Source organism: Rhodoferax sp. GT1R46, assembly GCF_056521285.1.
Genome location: NZ_JBWMBC010000001.1, coordinates 338,999 through 357,290, shown reverse-complemented (window position 1 = coordinate 357,290; position 18,292 = coordinate 338,999). Strand labels below are relative to the sequence as shown.

Here is an 18,292-nt window from a genome sequence, read left to right as displayed (position 1 = left end):
GATGAGCTCCCCAATACCTGCCTCCCCCGACACCGCCCCCAAAGTCAGCAACTTTTTGCGCCAGATCATCGAAAAAGACCTGACTGAGGGCACCTACGCCACCCGCCGCTGGGCCGGCAGCCCCGGCGACGCCGCGCACCACGCTGCGGGCCAGCCAGACCCCGCCAAAATCCGCACCCGCTTTCCGCCCGAGCCCAATGGCTACCTGCACATTGGCCACGCCAAAAGCATCTGCATCAACTTTGGCCTGGCGCGCGACTACGGTGGCGTGTGCCACCTGCGCTTTGACGACACCAACCCCGAAAAAGAAGACACCGAGTATGTGAACAGCATCATCGACGCGGTGAAGTGGCTGGGCTTCGACTGGAACGGCAGCCCCGGTGACTACAGCGCCGCCCCCTACCAGGCCAGCGACTACTTTGGCTTTATGTACCGCGCAGCGGAACATTTGATTCAAGCCGACCTGGCCTATGTGGACGAGCAAACCGCCGAAGAAATGCGCCTGAACCGGGGCGACTTTGGCAAGCCCGGCATCGACAGCATCTTTCGCGGCCGTTCCCCGGCCGACAACCTGGCCCGCTTTCGTGAAATGCGCGATGGTAAGCATGAAGACGGCTCCATGGTGCTGCGCGCCAAGATCGACATGGCCAGCCCCAACATCAACATGCGCGACCCGGCCATCTACCGCATACGCCGCGCCACGCACCACAACACAGGCGACACCTGGTGCATTTACCCCATGTACACCTTTGCGCACCCCATCGAGGACGCGCTGGAGCAAATCACCCACAGCCTGTGCACGCTAGAGTTTGAAGACCAGCGCCCGTTTTACGACTGGCTGCTGGAGCGCCTGATTGAAGGCGGCCTGCTGGCCGCCCCCGCACCCAAGCAATATGAGTTTGCCCGCCTGAACCTCACCTATGTGATCACCAGCAAACGCAAGCTGGCGCAACTGGTGTACGACTACAAGGTCAACGGCTGGGACGACCCGCGCATGCCCACCATCGTCGGCCTGCGCCGCCGTGGCTACACGCCTGCAGCGTTGCAAATGTTTGCAGAGCGCATTGGCGTGACCAAGAGCGACAGCTGGATCGACTACAGCACGCTGGAAGGCTGCCTGCGCGAAGACCTGGAAGCCAAGGCCCACCGCGGCATGGCCGTGATCAACCCCGTCAAGCTCATCCTGACCAACTGGGACGACGTGATGGGGGCCGGTCATTTGGAGCCCTGCACCCAGCCCGCCCTGCCCCACCCGCCCGAGGGTTTGGAGCCACCACCCGCACGCCACTTCACCATAGGCAAAGAGGTGTGGATCGAACGCGAAGACTTTGAAGAAGTGCCACCCAAGGGCTACAAGCGCCTGTTCCCCGGCAACAAGGTGCGCCTGAAAGGCGGCTACGTAATCGAGTGCACCGGCTGCACCAAAGATGCCAACGGCGTCATCACCGAAGTGCTGGCCACCGTGGTGCCCGACACCAAGAGCGGCACCCCTGGCAGCGACCTGGTGAAGGTGAAAGCCGCCATCACCTGGGTGGGCGTGGCCAACGGCGTGAACGCCGAAGTGCGCATGTACGACCGCCTGTTTTTAGACGCCCAGCCGGATGCGGGTGGCAAAGATTTTATTGAGAGCCTGAACCCGAACAGCTTAAAAGTGGTGACTGCGATCGTTGAGCCGTCACTGGCGAATGCACAGGCCGGACAGCAGTTTCAGTTTGAGCGGCACGGGTACTTTGTGGCGGATCGGGTGGATCACGTGCAGGGAGTGAAGCCAGTGTTTAACTTGGCTGTGGGGTTGAAGGATAGTTGGGGAAAGTGATGGGATTTTGATTTTGGTCAGCCCTTTCGATCGTTGAAGCAAAAGACTCGGTTCCTCCATTAAGTGCTTAAAGTTCTAATAGTTTAGAAAAAGCAAACCCGCCGTTCAATACAAAAAATTCAGGAGAGAAAATGACAATAAGCAAACTAAAAATCAAAAATTTCAAAGGCGTAAACGAGGCGGTCGAATTCGATATCAAACCTATAACCCTTTTTATTGGCCCTAACTCTTCGGGGAAAAGTAGTTGCATTCACGCCTTGGCAGCCTTAGCACAAACGTCAAAATTGCCAAGCTCAGGGCGCCCGCTCGTGCTTGATGATGAATATGCGCAGGTTCATCTAGGTCGATTTATTGAAGTTATTCACTCCAAGTCTTACGTTGATGCAATTGGAATAGGTTTTGAAAGCACCAATCTTCGCCATACATTTCGAGGTCTTGGCAAACAACAAAAACTTGCTTCTAGCGATATTTTTGCGGCTGATTACAGTTTCAAAAGTACCAAACGAACGCAAGATATTTACTTGGACAGACTTTCTTACTCGTCCCCGTCAAGCAAGTTGAACTTCAAACTTAATAAGACAAAAGGTAATTACATCGTCGACTTCAACGGCAAAGCAGTGGTAGCGGGCTCAGCCTACGACAGCGCTCTATATGCAAGCTTGTTTCCAAAATCTGCGAAATCTGAAGGGGGCTTCGAAGCATTTCTCTACAACGAATCTTGCAAACAAATCGTTTCTGCAGAATTAGGCAGTGTTTTGTATCTCGGTCCATTTCGCCAGTCACCCTTGCGTCGTTACCCAACTCGGGGATCGAGTCCTACTGAAGTCGGCGCACAAGGGGAAAACGCGATAACTCTTTTGGCTAACGAATTTGTGCAAACCAAGGGGCGCCCGCATTTAAAGGAAATCGGCGGTTGGCTAAATCAGATGGGGTTGGCAAAAAAAGTTGATGTTTCACGTGTCGGCAAGTCAGATCTGTTTGATGTCACGGTGACACTGGCAGATGACGCAAACCTCCCCATTGCAGATTTGGGGTACGGTATGTCCCAAGTATTGCCCGTTTTGGCGCAGTGTAGTTTCGCCCCAGCCAAGGCAACTCTACTCTTTGAACAACCAGAGCTTCACTTGAATCACACCGCCGCGAAGTTATTGGCAGGCGTATTTGTCAAAGCGGCAAAGACAAAAGAACTACACATCGTCGCGGAAACACACTCGAGAGAATTGTTTTTGGGTCTTTTGGACGAAATTCGGGCTGGTCGATTGTCCCCCAATGACTTAGCCATTTATACGGTTGAAAGAAGTGAAGGCAGTAGCAAATTCAAAAAAGTTGATATCGAAGTCGACGCAAACGGAAAGCCCGATGTTTACGACCCATGGGATAGTGCACTTTGAACAGCTAAGGCAGATGAGTAAATTTAGGCATGTCCCGCCCGCAAACAATCCAAATCTTCCTCCCTGCCGGTGACCCGCGTGGCATGCGCGTGGCCGAGATCACAACGCGGATTGTTCGCGTGATCGAAGTGCCGCGCAGCCAGTTGGCAGACTTCCTCAAGATGCCGGAGGCGCAGCAAGTGGGTGTGTATTTTTTGCTGGGCGAATTGTCGGAGGCTGGCTTGCCACGCGCCTACATTGGCCAGTCTGGCAACGTCGGCACCCGGCTGGTGCAGCACAACCAGGGAAAAGACTTTTGGAACCGCGCGATGGTGGTCATCTCGCTCACCAACAGCATGACGCAAACGCATGCGCTATTTCTGGAGTGGTTTGCCATTGCAGAGGCCACCAAGACCGGGCGCTACAGCCTGGAGAACGGCAACACCGGCGCACGGCCCCACACGCCCGCCCCGCTGGAGGCAGATTGCCACGAGATTCATGAGACCGCCGCCACCCTGCTGGCGACGTTGGGCCAGCCCATTTTCGAGCCGTTGACCAATGCGCCCACCGCCAAGGGCGAGAAGGAATTGTTCTATTGCAAAGGCTCTGGCGCAGATGGCGTGGGCGAGTACACCACCGAGGGCTTTGTGGTGCACAAGGGCTCCAAGGGCCGCGCCGAAATCGTCGCCTCCATTCAGGGCACATCCAACGAGCGACTGCGCAACCAGTTAGTGCTGGACGGCATCCTCTCCGCGCAAAACGGCCTGCTGGTTTTCACCCGTGACCACCTGTTCACCAGCCCCAGCATGGCCGCCATGGCGGTGATGGGTCGCTCCGCCAACGGTTGGATCGAGTGGAAGGCGGCAAACGGCAAAACGCTGGACGAAGTGAAGCGGCAAGTGGTGGGTGTGGCGGGCTAGTTTTGCTACTTTTTTAGTAGCTGCTTGCGCATATTCCACGGGGGATAGAGGCTTATTTGACACATATTTTCCCGCGCGCGAGCCCTGGCAACCCCCCCACGGGTGTGCCACCACACAGACGACGGCACATTTCAGGCGTGCAATGCAGATTTAGGAGCCCGCCATGTCCCTGCACGCCACAATCCATCAACACGTGACCTACCGTCCCGGCGAAGGCGCTCCGATAGTCATTCCACCCGGCCCGGTGGAGGTGGACCTGAGTGCTGACAGCGCCACGCTTAGCTGGACCGAAACCAACGGCGCCGCAGGCCTGACGGCGATGCCGCTGGCGGAATACAACGAATACGTGCGCCAGAAGCAGATCACGCCTGCAAAGTAGTGAACCCACCGCAGCGCCACAAGGGGCCGCACCCTTGCGGCTGATGAGGTTTCCTTCTAACCTTGCGTTTTGATTTTTGCTACATTTTTTGTAGCTGCTTGCGCATATTCCACGGGGGCTAGAGGCCTATCTATTGCATAATTTATCCACACCATGCCCCGCCGCAAGCACCACCACGTTTATGTGGTCGAACTCTCCCCAGACGTACTCTTTGAGCCGCGCTTTCGCAAGAGCAACCCGGGCTACATCGAAGGCAAGCCCTGCGTGTACGTGGGCATGACCGGGCTGGACCCCGACGTGCGCTTTGACAAGCACAAGGCGGGCATCCAGGCCAACCGCTATGCGCAGCAATACGGTCTGCGGTTGCTGCCCGATCTGTATGAGGCCTTCAATCCCATGTGCTATGAGGATGCCGTGGACAAGGAGATCGAAATCGGCATCGACCTGCGCTCGGCGGGGTTTGGCGTGTGGCAGGCCTAAGGTCGGCCTAAGGTCGGCTTAGAGCGGGCTGGAGGCCCATTGCCTACACATTGTGCTGCCGCGTCGGCGTGCGCATGGTCACCAGTTCTTCGGCTGCCGTAGGGTGCACGGCCAGGGTGGCGTCGAGCGCGCTTTTGGTAGCCTGCATTTGCAGCGCCACGCCCATGAGCTGGGCCATTTCACCGGTGTCGGGGCCTACGCTATGAAAGCCCACTACACGGTCCGTTGCGCGATCCACCAACAGCTTCAAAAACGTCTTGGAATGGTGGCCTGACAAGGTGGCTTTCAGCGGGCGAAAGCTGGTGCTGTACACATCAAGCTGTGGAAAGCGCTTGAGCGCCTGCTCTTCCGTCAAGCCCACCACGCCCACCTCGGGGGTGGTGAAAACGCCCGTGGGGATCAAGGTGTAGTCCACCGAGCGCGGGCGTTTGCCAAACACGGTGTCGGCAAAGGCGTGGCCTTCGCGAATGGCCATGGGGGTGAGGTTGAACCGGTGGGTCACATCACCCACCGCATAGATGCCCGCCGCCGTGGTTTGCGAAAACGCATCGACCGCAATGGCACCCTGCGCATTCAGGGCGACGCCGGCATTTTCCAGACCCAGGTCTTGCGTGAGGGGTGCACGCCCGATGGCACGCAAGACACAGTCAGCAGGCAGCGTTTCGCCGTTGTCCAGCAGCACCTCCAGTCCCGCGGCGGACTTGGCCACCGCGTGCACTTCGCGCCCAAAGTGAAAATGCATGCCATTGGCTATCAGTTCGCCGGCCAGGTGCTTGCGGGTTTCGTCATCAAACCCCCGCAATATCTGGTCGCCCCGCACCACCACATGCACCGTGGCGCCCAACAGTTGCAACACGCAAGCCAGCTCCAGTGCGATGTATCCGGCCCCCTGCACCACCACTTGTTTGGGCATGTGCTCCAGGTCGAAAAATCCGTTGGAATCGATGGTCAAGTCGCTGCCCGGAAACGAAGGCCCGTTCACCGGCTTGCCGCCAGTCGCAATGAGGATGTGGCGTGTGGATAGTTGCTGCCCGTCAGACAGTGCCACGGTGGTGGCATTGGCCAGACGCGCGCGACCTGCAAAAATGTGGACCCCGGCTTTCACCAGATTGCTGCGGTAAATGCCCTCCAGGCGCGCCACTTCCGCATCGCGGTGGGTCTTGAGGGTGCTCCAGTCAAAACGTTTTTCCCCCAGGGTCCAGCCAAAGCCTTCAGCCTCTTCAAACTCCTGGACATAGCGCGAGGCATACACCATCAACTTCTTTGGCACGCAACCCCGAATAACGCAGGTGCCGCCCATGCGGTATTCCTCCACCAAGGCCACTTTGGCGCCGTAGCCTGCCGCGATGCGTGCCGCGCGCACGCCACCAGAACCACCGCCAATGACTACCAGATCAAATTCGTTCATCAAAAAATCCCCAAACGTGCCGGGTGAATGCCCGAAAAATCACATCAGTTCCAGGCTGATGAGCTTGCTCAAGGGTACAACGAAGCGTGCCGTGTTGCGCCCCGCAGCGACCTGCTGACTTCACCGACTGCAAATATTTCCAAAAAATACTTGCCCCTGCACTCTGTGGGCTTTGTTGTGGATAAGCATGTTCACAAGCCGCCAAACCCGCGCCAGCCTTGGTTCTGCAGACGCTGCCTTGTTTTTAAGCAGCACGGTGCAGTGCGGCTTTTGTCGCGTTGGCTTGTGGTAGGGGCCAGCAACCCCAGTGCAAAATGGCGCATCCCTCTGGAACCACACTCTGCAAGTCCACCCGTGCCACAAGAAATCCCCATCCGCTACATCAACCCGGTCTTTCGCCCGCCCAGTGAGGCGCAGTCGCTGATCCTTCCAGTGACCAACGGCTGCTCGTGGAACAAATGCACCTATTGCGAGATGTACACCGAGCCGCAAAAGAAGTTTGCGGTGCGCGAGGAGCAAGAAACCCTGGATGCCATTGCGCGTTGTGCAGCCCTGTACGGGGGCCAGTTGCAACGTGTCTTTCTGGGCGATGGCGACGCCATGGCGCTGTCCACACGGCGCCTGATGACCGTACTGGAAGCCATCAAAACCCACTTGCCCGCGGTGCGGCGGGTTTCAACCTACTGCCTGCCGCGCAACCTGCGCAACAAAACGGTGCAAGAGCTGACGGAGCTGCATGAAGCGGGTTTGACTCTGGCCTACATCGGCGCCGAGTCGGGTGACGACACCGTTTTGCAGCGGGTAAACAAAGGTGAAACCTTTGAGTCCACCTTTGAGGCGCTGGACAAGCTGCGCGCAGCTGGAATTACCCGCTCGGTGATGCTGCTCAACGGGCTGGGCGGCCGTGAACTCTCCCATCAACATGCGGAGAATTCGGCCCGGCTTATCAACGCCACGCAGCCCGAGTTTTTGGCGACCCTGGTGGTGAGCTTTCCGCAGGGCGAGGCGCGTTTTCGGCAAAACTTCCCCGAGTGGGAGCCGCTGGATCAAGCCGAATTATTTGTTGAAACAGCGCAATTTTTGCAGGCGCTGGAGTTGGAGCGTACGGTCTTTCGCAGCGACCATGCGTCCAACTGGCTGGCGCTTAAGGGCGTGCTGGGTGCTGAAAAGGCGCGTTTGCTGGCCGAGGTGCAGCATGCCATTGACAGCCCGCAATCGGCCCCATTGCGCCACGCATCGCAGCGCGGGTTATAGCGACAAGTTGTTTCAGTTACGCGGCACGCGCACCCGCAGCACCTGCGCGGGCAGCTCGGGGTCAGCCGGGTCGGCAACCAGCGTCACCAGCCACTGCGCACCGTCGGCCTGCGCGGCAATGCCTTCCACCTTGGGGGCTCCTTGCAATTGGTAGACGGTGCCCAACTCGCCTTCGGCGGATACCAGGCCAATGGAAGAGCCGATGCAGGGACCGTATTGGCCGTTGGCCTCCACGCGCTGGGCCACGGCGCAAAACATCCACGCCCCGCCTTCCAGCGCCGTAGCATCGGTCATGCTCAGGGGCACGCCGCTGACGTTGCCCAGCGGCAGCTTCTGCACGCTTTTGGCGGGGGGTGGCAGTGGCTGCAGGCCCGCCAGCCACGGGGCCATTTTGTTCCAGTCGTAACGAATGCAGGTGCTTTGCCCTCTGCTGCCCCGCTGCAGCAGGATCAGTTCGTCGCTGACAACCAGTGCGCCTTCAATGTTCAGGTCATCCATTTTTTTGCGCAAGGGCGCATAGAGCGGGGCCAGGTTAACGCTGGCCATGCGGCCGTTGGGCGCGCCCTGCACGTCCAGCACCGCCAGCACACCGGTGTCGTTGTTGCGTGTGATGCCAGAGCCCAGCGCCAGCAGCGCGCCCGCGGGGCAACCCGGCAGCGGCGGCAGCCGGGCCAGAGTGTCCAGAGGGCTCCCCAGAAGGGGAAGCAGGGTGCCCGGTGCGGCTTGGTTGTCTGGATTTTCCGGGTTGGCGCTGTCGGCGGCTTCTTCAAACAACCCCAGATGTACGGCATCATCGGCCACCACCACAAAGCGGCGCCCCCGGCGCACCAGACCGCTGGCCGCGCTCAGGTGACTTGGGTGGGCTTGTCCACCGGCTTGGTGCGGGGCATTGACCAACAGGTGTTGGATAAAAACGGGTTGCAGGGCGGAGTTGGGTGTGGTGTTTGCCATAGGGGTCTTGTTGACGGATGTCCCAATGGTACAGAGAGCGTGAATGAAGAAACAGCAGTCAAGCGTTGGGCAGGATTGCTGAAGGCGCTGGAAGTCCGGATTCAGACTGTACCGAGCGCGTCGCATAGTGGTTGTAGCCATACCAGGCCATCGCACCGATGAGTGCAACGCTGATGAGCTTGCCCAGGTAGCCTGAGGTCTGCACCTCCCGGCGATCGCGCTGCACGCTGCGCAGCGGCGCCGGTGCACTGGCCACATGCGCAGCGCTGGCGCGGCGCACCCGCACCGCACGCTTGTTGCCTTCGCGGTCGGGCTCCACTTCAAACGACAGTCGATCGCCGATCAGGGGCAACTGTCGATCGCGCGCAAACACTGAAATGTAGAAAAATAGTTCCTGCCCGTCATCGTCCGCAGCAATAAACCCAAAGCCGCGGTCGGCGTGCAACTTCTTCAAGGTGCCATCAAACCTCAATGCCATATCTGTCACTCCCGTTTCGCGGACCCTGTGGGCCAGCGCTATCTATATTTTGAAAATGATTTTAGCGGCACAATATTGCTGCGCTATTGATAGCGGTTCGCTCACCACCGGAAGGACATCAACATGACCCAACTCAAACTCACCTACTTCGATATGCACGGCGGCCGTGGCGAACCTGCAAGGCTGGCGATGCATATCGGCGGCATTGCGTTTGAAGACCGCCGCTTTGCCTTTCCCGAGTTTGCCGAGGTTCGCAAGACCACTCCTTTTGGCCAGGTTCCCACGCTGCATGTGGACGGCGTGCAGGTCACCCAAAGCGACGCCATCACGCGCTATGTGGGCAAGCTCACCGGCCTGTACCCGCTTGACCCCTACCAGGCCCTGCTGTGCGACGAAGTGCTGGACGTGCTGGAAGACGCCAACGTGAAGCTGGGCACCACTTTTGGCCTCACCGGCGACGCGCTCAAAGAGGCCCGCACCGCGCTGGTGGAAGGGCCGTTGCCCATGGTTCTGAGCTGGCTGCAAGCCCAACTGCAAGCCCATGGCGGTGCGTTTTTTGCCGACAGCCGCCTCACCATTGCCGACCTGAAAGTATTTGTTTTTGTGCGCGGGCTTGCCTCCGGCAAGCTGGACCACGTGCCTACCGATCTGGTGGAGAAGGTGGCACCCCATGTCAGTGCCCATGTGCAGCGCATTGCGCACATTCCGGCGGTGGTGCAGTACTACGCCAAATTTGGCGCAAGCTAAGCAAACCGCTTGCGAATATTTCCAAAAAATACTTGCCCCTGCGGTCTGTGGGCTTCCTTGTGGATAAGCCTGTTCACAAGCAACAAAAGCCCCGCCAGCCATGGCTTTGCAGAGGGCGCCTCTTTATTAAGCAAGGTGACTCAACGCGGTTTTTACTGCTACAGCGTGTGGTAAGGGCTATCGCGGGCGCGCATTTCAGAGACCCCGCCCACCCACGTGTATTCGTAGGGTGATACCTTGCGTCACCTTTCAATAACTGGATTCCCATGCTTTTTAATTCCCTGCAAGTCGGCGCGCTGAACATTCCCAACCGTATTCTTCTGGCTCCCCTCACCCGCACCCGCGCAGACGCCGGGCACCTGCCCAATGCGTTGATGGCCGAGTACTACTCCCAGCGCGCCAGCGGTGGCCTGTTGATCACCGAGTGCACCATGGTGGCACCCGGCACGTCGGCCTTCATCAATGAGCCCGGCATCTACTCCGCAGAACAGGTGGAGGCATGGAAGCCGGTGACCGCTGCTGTGCACGCCCAGGGCGGGCGCATCTTCATGCAGATATGGCATGCGGGCCGCGCCGCGCACCCGGCCATGAATGACGGCGCAGAAACCGTTTCGTCAACCGCCACCGCCATCGAAGGCGAGGTGCAAACCCCGCAAGGCAAGCTGCCCAATGCCGCGCCGCGCGCCCTCACAGCGGACGAGATTCCCGCCGTGGTGGCCGCCTATGTGCAGGGCGCCAAGAACGCGATTGCTGCGGGCTTTGACGGTGTGGAGGTGCATGGCGCCAATGGCTATCTGATCGACCAGTTTTTGCGTGATGGGGCCAATAAGCGCACCGATGCCTACGGCGGCTCCATGGAGAACCGCGCACGCTTTTTGTTTGATGTGCTGACTGCAGTGACTGCAGCCATTGGTGCTGACCGTGTCGGCCTGCGCCTGTCGCCCCTGAACAGCTACAACAGCATGATCGACAGCGACCCCCTTGCGCTGATCGGCTTCCTGGCCGAGAAACTCAACGCCTTCAACCTGGCCTACCTGCACGTGATGCGCTCGGACTTTTACCAGGTGCAAAAAGGCGATGTGATGACAGTGGTCCGCGAAAAATACAAGGGCGTGCTGATTGGCAATATGGGCTACACGTCTGCGGAGGCCGAGCAGGCCATTACCGACGGCAAGCTTGACGCTGTGGCCTTTGGCACCAGTTTCCTGGCCAACCCGGATCTGCCGGCGCGCATCCACGCCGGCGCGGCGCTCAATGTGCCGGATGCGAGCACGTTTTATACGCCGGGCGCCAAGGGATACACCGACTACCCGACACTCTAAGTTCTTCGCTACGGCTTCGGACAGATACTGCCCAGCTTGATGTTGATATCCGGCCCGGCTGGCAGAGGCAGCAAACCAAAAATGCGGATGATGGCCCCGACTACAGTAGACCCCGCTGGCAATGCAATGGGACTGACGACCGGACTCCACGTATTGATGGGGTAGAAGACGCGGTTGCCTTGCATGCCTTCTGCAAACAAGGCGAGGGTGCCGTCGGCCTTGCGCACGCGCAAGATGGACTGCACCTGCAAATTCAGATTCGTGTACCGGCTGGCGCTGATCCAGTATTGAATGCCGGTGGCTGTTTGCCACGCGGCATTTTTTTCCAGTGACGGAGACTGCACATCGGTTCTCCAAAGCGGCACGGTAGAACTGGCGCCCAAGGCGTTGGGGTGAATCAGCAGATCAAGCTGATTGTTCAAAGGGGAGAGTCCTGGAATGGCCGTTTGGCTGGCCAGCACATCGGTGTCGCCTACAAAAAACTGTGAGGCCGACCAACCCTGCGTGCTGGGCGTCCAGGCACCCGCACCGGGTGGCGGTGCGCCGAAATTAAACGTGAAACAACCGTCAGGCTCCAGCACTTGAAAGTCCACCGAGCTTGCATTGATGGTCTCAGGCGTGCCAGAAAAAATGCGTTGATAAGACCACTGCATATTTCCAAAATACCGGCCCGGCGGCAGCACGCCCAAGTCCGCTGGCGAACCGGGGTTTGAAAGGCGGATGCGATTGTTTGCCTGGTTGGGGTCCACCGGTCCCGTGATGAGCAAGCTGGACCCGAGAATGGTGGCGGTGTTGCTGTTGATTCCAGACTCCGCGCTGGCAGCGCCGCCAACGGGGGTATCGTCAATTTTCAAACTCGGGTTGAGTGGCGCGCAGCCGATGATTGCCAGAGGCAGGGCCAACAAGGTGGCGGTTCTGAACAGTTGAGACATGAGCGTACCCCCCAAAACAAGATCGTTATTGAAGGGAAATTCAACCACATCAAACGTGGTGCAGCAAGGCCTGTTCGCGTGCGCACCCGTTCCCTGTCAACCGTGACTGCAATACAAAGGGTGGTCGCTTGCTCCACGGGGGCTGGAAGTAAACTTGACCAATGCCCACAACCCTCACCCTCACCCCGGTCAACGCCGATGTGCAAAGCGTGCATCTGCCAGATGGTGCGCATGTGGGCAACCTCAAGCGCGTGGGCGGGGTGTGGAAGTTCAAGGCCGTGGGCTACGACGCCGCTGGTGCCGTGGAGCCCGGTGGCGGCCCGCTGACGGACCAGCACAACACGGTGTTTGCGCAGCCCGATGCAGCGGACGTCAACGCCCGGCTTGCGCCCTATCTCACAGCGTCTTGAGCAAGTCCAGCAGCGCATGCGCTGCCGGCTCGGAAGATGCCGGATTTTGTCCGGTGATCAACAATCCGTCGGTCAACACATAGGGTTGCCAGTCAGCACCTTTGGAGTAGTGACCGCCGTTGCCGGTCAGCATGTCTTCCACCAGAAAGGGAACGATGTCGGTCAGGCCCACTGCAGCCTCTTCGGTGTTGGTAAAGCCGGTCACGGACTTGCCGTGCACGACTGATTTGCCATCGACTTTAGGGTGACGCAACACGGCAGGCGCGTGGCACACGGCGGCCACCGGTTTGCCCGCGGTCAGCATGGCTTCAATCAGGGCAATGGAGTTTTTGTCTTCCGCCAGGTCCCACAGCGGGCCATGGCCACCGGGGTAGAACACGGCATCGAATTCAACCGCGCTCATGTCACTGAGTTTGTGGGTGCTGGCTAGCAGCGCTTGTGCATCGGCATCGGCTTTGAATCGGCGGGTGGCATCGGTCTGCGAAGCGGCGTCGTCACTCTTGGGGTCCAGCGGCGGCTGGCCACCCAGGGGCGATGCCAGCGTGATGGCGGCACCTGCGTCTTTGAACGCGTAATAGGGGGCAGCAAATTCTTCCAGCCAGAAGCCGGTTTTGGCGCCGGTGTTGCCGAGTTGGTCGTGCGAGGTCAGCACCATCAGGATTTTTTTCATGGGGTTTCTTTCAGTTGTGGGTAAATGGATTGGGGAAAGGTTCACAGCGCGGCTTCGAGCACGCGGCGGCTGACGGCGGGTGTGACGTCACGGTGTTCGCTCAGCTTCGTCATGCCATGGGCCTCCAGCTGTTTGATCACCACGTCAATGGCATCTGCGCCGAGCCCGTAGGCCGAGAGGCGGGTGGGAATGCCCATGCGCTCAAAGAAGTCGCGGGTTTTATCAATGGCGGCAGTAATGCGTTCGTCATCGGTTCCCGAGCGAATGCCCCAGACGCGCTCGCCGTACTGCAGCAGTTTGTCGTGTTTTTGAACCCGGCGCTCGTTGAGCATGGCGGGCAACACAATGGCCAGCGTGCGGGCGTGATCGATGTTGTGCAGGGCCGTCAGCTCGTGGCCAATCATGTGGGTAGCCCAGTCTTGCGGCACACCGGCGCCAATGAGGCCATTCAGGGCCTGGGTGGCCGCCCACATGAGGCTGGCGCGGTCGTCGTAGTTGGGTTCCTGGTCCGCCAGCAGGCGCGGGCCGATCTCAACCAGCGTTTGCAGCAGGCCTTCGGCGAAGCGGTCCTGCACGGGCGCGTTCACGGGGTAAGTGAGGTATTGCTCGACGGTGTGCACAAACGCATCGACTACGCCATTGCCCAGTTGCTGCAAAGGCAACGTGTAGGTTTTGGTTGGGTCCAAGAGCGAGAACTGGGGAAACACGAATCGGCTGCGAAACGGCAGCTTGGCACCAATGTCGCGGCGGGTGATGACGCCACCGTTGTTCATCTCGGAGCCCGTGGCTGGCAAGGTCAGCACCGTTCCGAATGGCAGGGCCGATGTGATGTTGCGCCCGCCCTGCAGCAGGATGTTCCAGGCATCGCCTTCAAACGGGACCGCTGCGGCGATGAACTTGGCGGCGTCAATGACCGAACCACCGCCCACGGCCAGAAGAAAGTCAAAGACCCCTTCGCGGACTTGGGCAACGGCTTTCATTGCGTTATCAAAGCTGGGGTTGGGCTCGATACCGGCAAACGTGCTGTGCTGGCGCGCACCCAGAGCCTGGCGCACTTCGGCGAGCGTGCCGTTCTTCTCGGCGCTGGCGCCGCCCACCAGAATCAACACTTTGGCCTGGGCCGGGACCAGAGTCGCCAAGTCGGCCATTCGGTCTTTGCCAAAAACGATGTGCGTGGGGTTGTAAAAGTCAAAATTCAGCATGAGAGTCCTTTGGGTTGAGGGTTTGTGGTTCAAATCAATAAAAAGTAGACCGGTCGGCTAGTAAATCAATAAATTAAGGTTGTAGAAAGTTTTCAATTGGGTGACTAACTGAGAAGCAACTCGGTGCTGCGGGTGGCGTGTTCAAACGGGCTGGCATCCCGGCGCAGCTTGGCCAGCAGGCTGGCACCCAGCCACAGTTGGTACAGGGTCAGCGCGGTGTCGTCGGCTTGCAGGGCACGGGGAATGGAGCCATCGGCGCGCCCCTCTTCAATGCACTGGGCAATGCGCTGGACCACGCGGTCCGTACCATCGCGCAGGGCCAGGCGCATGGTTTCCGAAATGTCGGCCACCTCGGCGCTGAGCTTGACGATCAGGCATTTGGAGCTCCCGGCGGACTCGGTACAACCCTCTTGGGCAATGCCGCACTGCGAAACATTCCAGTAAGACCAGTAGCGCATCAAGCGCGCGTGCGCAGAGGTGCCATCGGTCTTCAGCAACCCATCCAGGCGGGCCAGATACTGGTCGAGATAGCGCACCAGCAGCGCCTCGCCAAAGCGCTCTTTGGAACTGAAGTAGTGATAGAAGGAGCCCTTGGGAACGCCCGCAGCCGTCAAAATTTCAGCCAGCCCGACGCCCACAAAACCCTTGTTCGCAATCAGGCGCTCGCCGCAATCGAGGATGTGGTCTTTGGCGGTGGGTTGATCGACTGTCATACCCGAATTCTAGCCAAAGTAGACCAGTCGACTACAAACGGCGATAGATCCCTGGATTCGAACAGGGGCATTGTTGGCGCTGGCACGCAGCTGAATGCATCCGGAAATGGCTCTGCTATGTTTTATATAGCTACTTGCGCATACAGCACGGGGAATGGGGCCTGTTTTTGCTTAAAGTTACACTGTAATCAGATCGCAAAAATGCGGCAATAGCAACAGGGAAAACAGATGACCAGGCCAAACACCGGCAAGCGGAAGAACCGCGCGCTTCTCGACTTGCAGACCAAAGGCTTTGCTGCCCTTGCGATAGGTGCCGGGCTGTTGCTGCTCCCCGTTCTGGCTGGCTCGACACCTGCAATCCGGTCATTGGCTGGCATGCTTCGACCGCTGGGCGGGATCGTTTTGCTGCTCGGCGCGGTCCTGCTCGCCCTGCACCAAGTCTTGAAACCAAAGGCAGCAGGCGCAGCGGTGCGACCCAGGCGTCCTCGTTCTCATCCCTGACAGCGAGCGCGCCCCCACACAAGCTCACGAAAATATCCGAGACACCCAAGGTGCAAACTGCGGCACCCCGCGTGCGCAGCACGCACTGGAGCCCTGCGACATTTGCCGCCATCGAGTGGCGCCGGTTTGAAGCGGTGTGTGAGGCGCTCTTTGGGCAGGCCGGGTTTGAAACCCGATCCCAATCGCACGGTGCCGATGGCGGTGTGGACATCTGGTTGCACAGCCGCCATGCTAGAGGGCCGGTAGCGGTCGTGCAGTGCAAGCACTGGCAAGGCAAAGCCGTGAACGTAAAAGAACTGCGCGGGTTCTTGGGCGTGATGGCGTCGCACAAGCTCAAGCGCGGAACCTACGCCACCACGTCCACCTACACAGCCGACGCGGCACAATTTGCGAAAGACAACGGCATCAATGCAATGGACGGCAGAGCGCTGTTGGCGCTGATTGCCAAACGCACGCCCGAGCAGCAGCAAACCTTGCTGGATGTTGCCTTTGAAGGGGAATACTGGCGGCCAACCTGTGCCAGCTGCGGCGTAAAGATGGTGAAGCGCACGCCGGGCAAGGGAGGCTCGGAGTTTTGGGGCTGCAGCAACTACCCGCGTTGCAAATCCAGGTTGCCCATGGCAGCGGCGCTGCGTTGAAACCGCTATGCGTTTCGCAAAAGCAAATAGCTGGCAGAGCCACCCCATTTCTGCAAAAATCCCTGTGAAGGAGGTGTGCCATGCCCAACTACATTGCACCCGGCGTCCACGTGGAGGAAACGGGTGCGCGGTCCAGGAAGATCGACGGCGTGCTGACCAGCACCTGCGCCTTCGTCGGCCCCACCACCAAAGGGCCGGTGGGCGTTGCCTCGGGGCCTTTGACGAGTTTTGCTGACTACGAGCGCATCTATGGCGGCGTGAAGGACCTTCCGTTTGCCACTGACAAGAAAGCGCTACACCGCCGCAACTACCTCGCCCACGCGGCGCGGTCGTTTTTCGACAACGGCGGCATGCGGCTCCATGTTGTGCGCGTGGTGGCGGGCTTTCGTACCGGCAAAGGCGTCGTGCTCCCGGACGCCAACGAATACGCCGCGGCCTTCGCCAGCCTGGAAGGGCTTGGCGATATCTCCATCGTCGCAGCACCGGGCTATTCGGCTTTGTCTGACCTGAATCGAGGGGCGGTCTACCGCGCCATTCAGACAGCGATGCTCGCGCATGTGGCTGACCCCTTGCGCTACCGCATGGCGGTACTGGACTCGCCACCTGGCGCAACGCCGACCGAGATGCAAGCGTTGCCTGGGCTCATTGACTCCACACGCGCCGCCTTGTACTACCCGTGGGTCATCACGGCGAACCCGCTCGCAGGCCCAAAAAGCAGGCAGCCTGCGGAGATTGCGCTTGCGCCCTCGGGCTTCGTGTGTGGAACCTATGCACGCAGCGACATCGAGCGCGGCGTGCATCACTCACCTGCAAATGAAGAAGTGCTGGGCGCTTTGCGCTTCGAGCGCGAGCTGAACACGAGCGAACACGAACTACTGAACCCGGTGGGCGTGAACTGCCTGCGCGCGTGTACCGGCCGCGGCACCCAGTGGACGGTGTTCGAGCCCAATGGCGAAAACCTGTGGGCCGCCATGCGCCAGACGGTTTCTGACTTTCTCACTACCGAGTGGCAAAACGGCGGGCTGATCGGCAGCCAGCCGCCTGAGGCCTATTTTGTTCGCTGTGACCGCACGACGATGACCCAGGACGACCTGGACAACGGGCGGCTCGTCTGCCTGATCGGGGTGGCGCTGATGAAGCCCGCCGAGTTCATGATCCTGCGCATCGGTCAGCGGACGTCGGACCTCAGCCCATGACACTGCAGACTTCGGTTACCCTCCCCCACCTACAAACGAAAGAAATCACCATGAAAAAACTCAACGTCACCATCCAGCTGGAAATGTCCGTGCCGGACGATTGGGAGTTGGCCGAAACCTCTGAAGGTACTCCCGTAGTCAAGCTGCCCAATGGCCAGTTCATGGATATGGCCATCGAGCCGCTGTTCACCACCGACCCGGAAGAGACCTGGAGCAGCACCGAAGATGAAGACGTGCTCAACGACATCCTGGACATGGTGGAGAGCGAGGCCGTGGCGTACGAGTTCGTCACCCACTAAACCATCCATCAAGCCGATTGCCAGAGCACCTCCATGCAGGCCGCAGATATCCTCCACTTTTGGTTTGAAGAGCTGAGCGACAAGGATCACTTCATCAAAGACCCGGCGCTGGACGCGTCGATGCGCGCCCGATTCGGGCCGACCCTGGAGGCGGCGGAACGATGCGAACTGTTTGCGTGGCGCGCCACTGCAGAAGGCCGCCTGGCGGAGATACTGGTGCTGGACCAGTTTTCACGCAACATCTACCGCGACACGCCACGCGCATTTGCACAAGACCCGCTGGCGTTGGTGCTGGCCCAGGAACTGGTGGCTGGGCGGCATGACAGGGATTTAGCGACAGAGCACCGCGCATTCGCCTATATGCCCCACATGCACAGCGAGTCACGACTGATACACCAGGAGTCCGTGCACCTGTTCAGGCAACCCGGACTGGAAGGAAACTTGAGCTTTGCACTGCGACACAAGGCCATCATCGAGCGCTTTGACCGCTACCCCCACCGCAACCAGATCCTGGGGCGCACCTCCAGCGCGCTGGAAATCGCTTTTTTGAGCGAGCCAGGGTCTGCGTTTTAGAGAATACGAACCATGACAATCGGAGACAACAAC

20 protein-coding genes are annotated in these 18,292 nt (G+C 59.4%); 13 read left to right on the top strand and 7 right to left on the bottom strand.

From position 1 onward, the window contains the following. Position 1: 1 nt before the first annotated feature. From AC097W_RS01730 to AC097W_RS01710, 5 genes are all read left to right on the top strand, one after another. Complete coding sequence (locus AC097W_RS01730; protein WP_479600528.1) at positions 2-1,816, top strand: glutamine--tRNA ligase/YqeY domain fusion protein; 1,815 nt, start codon at positions 2-4, stop codon at positions 1,814-1,816. A gap of 131 nt (positions 1,817-1,947) precedes the next feature. Beyond that, positions 1,948-3,207: an AAA family ATPase gene (locus tag AC097W_RS01725; protein ID WP_479600527.1), complete on the top strand. Its 1,260-nt coding sequence runs from the start codon at positions 1,948-1,950 to the stop codon at positions 3,205-3,207. Positions 3,208-3,236: 29 nt separating this feature from the next. Further along, positions 3,237-4,106 (top strand): GIY-YIG nuclease family protein, encoded by an 870-nt coding sequence (locus AC097W_RS01720; protein WP_479600526.1) that lies wholly within the window; start codon positions 3,237-3,239, stop codon positions 4,104-4,106. 163 nt (positions 4,107-4,269) lie between these two features. Beyond that, complete coding sequence (locus AC097W_RS01715) at positions 4,270-4,485, top strand: hypothetical protein (RefSeq protein ID WP_479600525.1); 216 nt, start codon at positions 4,270-4,272, stop codon at positions 4,483-4,485. Positions 4,486-4,638: 153 nt separating this feature from the next. Beyond that, positions 4,639-4,965, top strand: coding sequence for a hypothetical protein (locus AC097W_RS01710; RefSeq protein WP_479600524.1), 327 nt, complete (start codon positions 4,639-4,641; stop codon positions 4,963-4,965). Positions 4,966-5,008: 43 nt separating this feature from the next. Here AC097W_RS01710 and gorA read toward each other — a convergent pair whose 3' ends face one another. Further along, positions 5,009-6,373, bottom strand: a complete 1,365-nt coding sequence (gene gorA / locus AC097W_RS01705; protein ID WP_479600523.1) for a glutathione-disulfide reductase — start codon at positions 6,371-6,373, stop codon at positions 5,009-5,011. A 354-nt stretch (positions 6,374-6,727) separates the two neighbouring features. Here gorA and AC097W_RS01700 point away from each other — a divergent pair, with 354 nt between their 5' ends. Next, positions 6,728-7,627, top strand: a complete 900-nt coding sequence (locus tag AC097W_RS01700) for a radical SAM protein (RefSeq protein ID WP_479600522.1) — start codon at positions 6,728-6,730, stop codon at positions 7,625-7,627. A 12-nt stretch (positions 7,628-7,639) separates the two neighbouring features. Here the strand turns inward: AC097W_RS01700 and AC097W_RS01695 are convergent, their stop codons facing one another. Then, entirely contained in the window at positions 7,640-8,578 is a 939-nt protein-coding gene (locus AC097W_RS01695; RefSeq protein ID WP_479600521.1) for a DUF6910 family protein, read from the bottom strand. A gap of 58 nt (positions 8,579-8,636) precedes the next feature. Next, a complete protein-coding gene (locus AC097W_RS01690; protein ID WP_479600520.1) occupies positions 8,637-9,056 on the bottom strand; it encodes a cold-shock protein in 420 nt (139 codons plus the stop codon). A 123-nt stretch (positions 9,057-9,179) separates the two neighbouring features. Here AC097W_RS01690 and AC097W_RS01685 point away from each other — a divergent pair, with 123 nt between their 5' ends. Further along, entirely contained in the window at positions 9,180-9,803 is a 624-nt protein-coding gene (locus AC097W_RS01685) for a glutathione S-transferase (protein ID WP_479600519.1), read from the top strand. Between the two features lie 266 nt (positions 9,804-10,069). Beyond that, on the top strand, positions 10,070-11,125 hold the full coding sequence (locus AC097W_RS01680) for an alkene reductase (RefSeq protein WP_479600518.1): 1,056 nt from the start codon (positions 10,070-10,072) through the stop codon (positions 11,123-11,125). Between the two features lie 8 nt (positions 11,126-11,133). On the opposite strand, the gene AC097W_RS01675 is transcribed toward AC097W_RS01680, so the two are convergent. After that, positions 11,134-12,057 (bottom strand): hypothetical protein, encoded by a 924-nt coding sequence (locus tag AC097W_RS01675; protein ID WP_479600517.1) that lies wholly within the window; start codon positions 12,055-12,057, stop codon positions 11,134-11,136. Between the two features lie 161 nt (positions 12,058-12,218). On the opposite strand from AC097W_RS01675, the gene AC097W_RS01670 reads away from it, so the two are divergent. Continuing rightward, on the top strand, positions 12,219-12,467 hold the full coding sequence (locus AC097W_RS01670; protein WP_479600516.1) for a hypothetical protein: 249 nt from the start codon (positions 12,219-12,221) through the stop codon (positions 12,465-12,467). Here the strand turns inward: AC097W_RS01670 and AC097W_RS01665 are convergent. The 3 genes from AC097W_RS01665 to AC097W_RS01655 form a co-directional block, all read right to left on the bottom strand. Continuing rightward, the gene (locus AC097W_RS01665; protein WP_479600515.1) at positions 12,454-13,137 is read right to left on the bottom strand and encodes a type 1 glutamine amidotransferase domain-containing protein; all 684 of its coding nucleotides are present in this window, start codon (positions 13,135-13,137) and stop codon (positions 12,454-12,456) included. The genes AC097W_RS01670 and AC097W_RS01665 overlap by 14 nt on opposite strands. A gap of 41 nt (positions 13,138-13,178) precedes the next feature. After that, the gene (locus AC097W_RS01660; protein ID WP_479600514.1) at positions 13,179-14,339 is read right to left on the bottom strand and encodes an iron-containing alcohol dehydrogenase; all 1,161 of its coding nucleotides are present in this window, start codon (positions 14,337-14,339) and stop codon (positions 13,179-13,181) included. 104 nt (positions 14,340-14,443) lie between these two features. Beyond that, positions 14,444-15,052, bottom strand: a complete 609-nt coding sequence (locus AC097W_RS01655; RefSeq protein WP_479600513.1) for a TetR/AcrR family transcriptional regulator — start codon at positions 15,050-15,052, stop codon at positions 14,444-14,446. Between the two features lie 551 nt (positions 15,053-15,603). On the opposite strand from AC097W_RS01655, the gene AC097W_RS01650 reads away from it, so the two are divergent. The 4 genes from AC097W_RS01650 to AC097W_RS01635 all read left to right on the top strand — a co-directional run bounded on the left by AC097W_RS01650 (position 15,604) and on the right by AC097W_RS01635 (position 18,259). Beyond that, positions 15,604-16,191: a restriction endonuclease gene (locus AC097W_RS01650; RefSeq protein ID WP_479600512.1), complete on the top strand. Its 588-nt coding sequence runs from the start codon at positions 15,604-15,606 to the stop codon at positions 16,189-16,191. A gap of 80 nt (positions 16,192-16,271) precedes the next feature. Beyond that, positions 16,272-17,387 (top strand): phage tail sheath family protein, encoded by a 1,116-nt coding sequence (locus tag AC097W_RS01645; protein ID WP_479600511.1) that lies wholly within the window; start codon positions 16,272-16,274, stop codon positions 17,385-17,387. Between the two features lie 50 nt (positions 17,388-17,437). Continuing rightward, a complete protein-coding gene (locus tag AC097W_RS01640; RefSeq protein WP_479600510.1) occupies positions 17,438-17,686 on the top strand; it encodes a hypothetical protein in 249 nt (82 codons plus the stop codon). A 33-nt stretch (positions 17,687-17,719) separates the two neighbouring features. Then, on the top strand, positions 17,720-18,259 hold the full coding sequence (locus AC097W_RS01635; RefSeq protein WP_479600509.1) for a DUF924 family protein: 540 nt from the start codon (positions 17,720-17,722) through the stop codon (positions 18,257-18,259). Positions 18,260-18,292 lie beyond the last annotated feature (33 nt).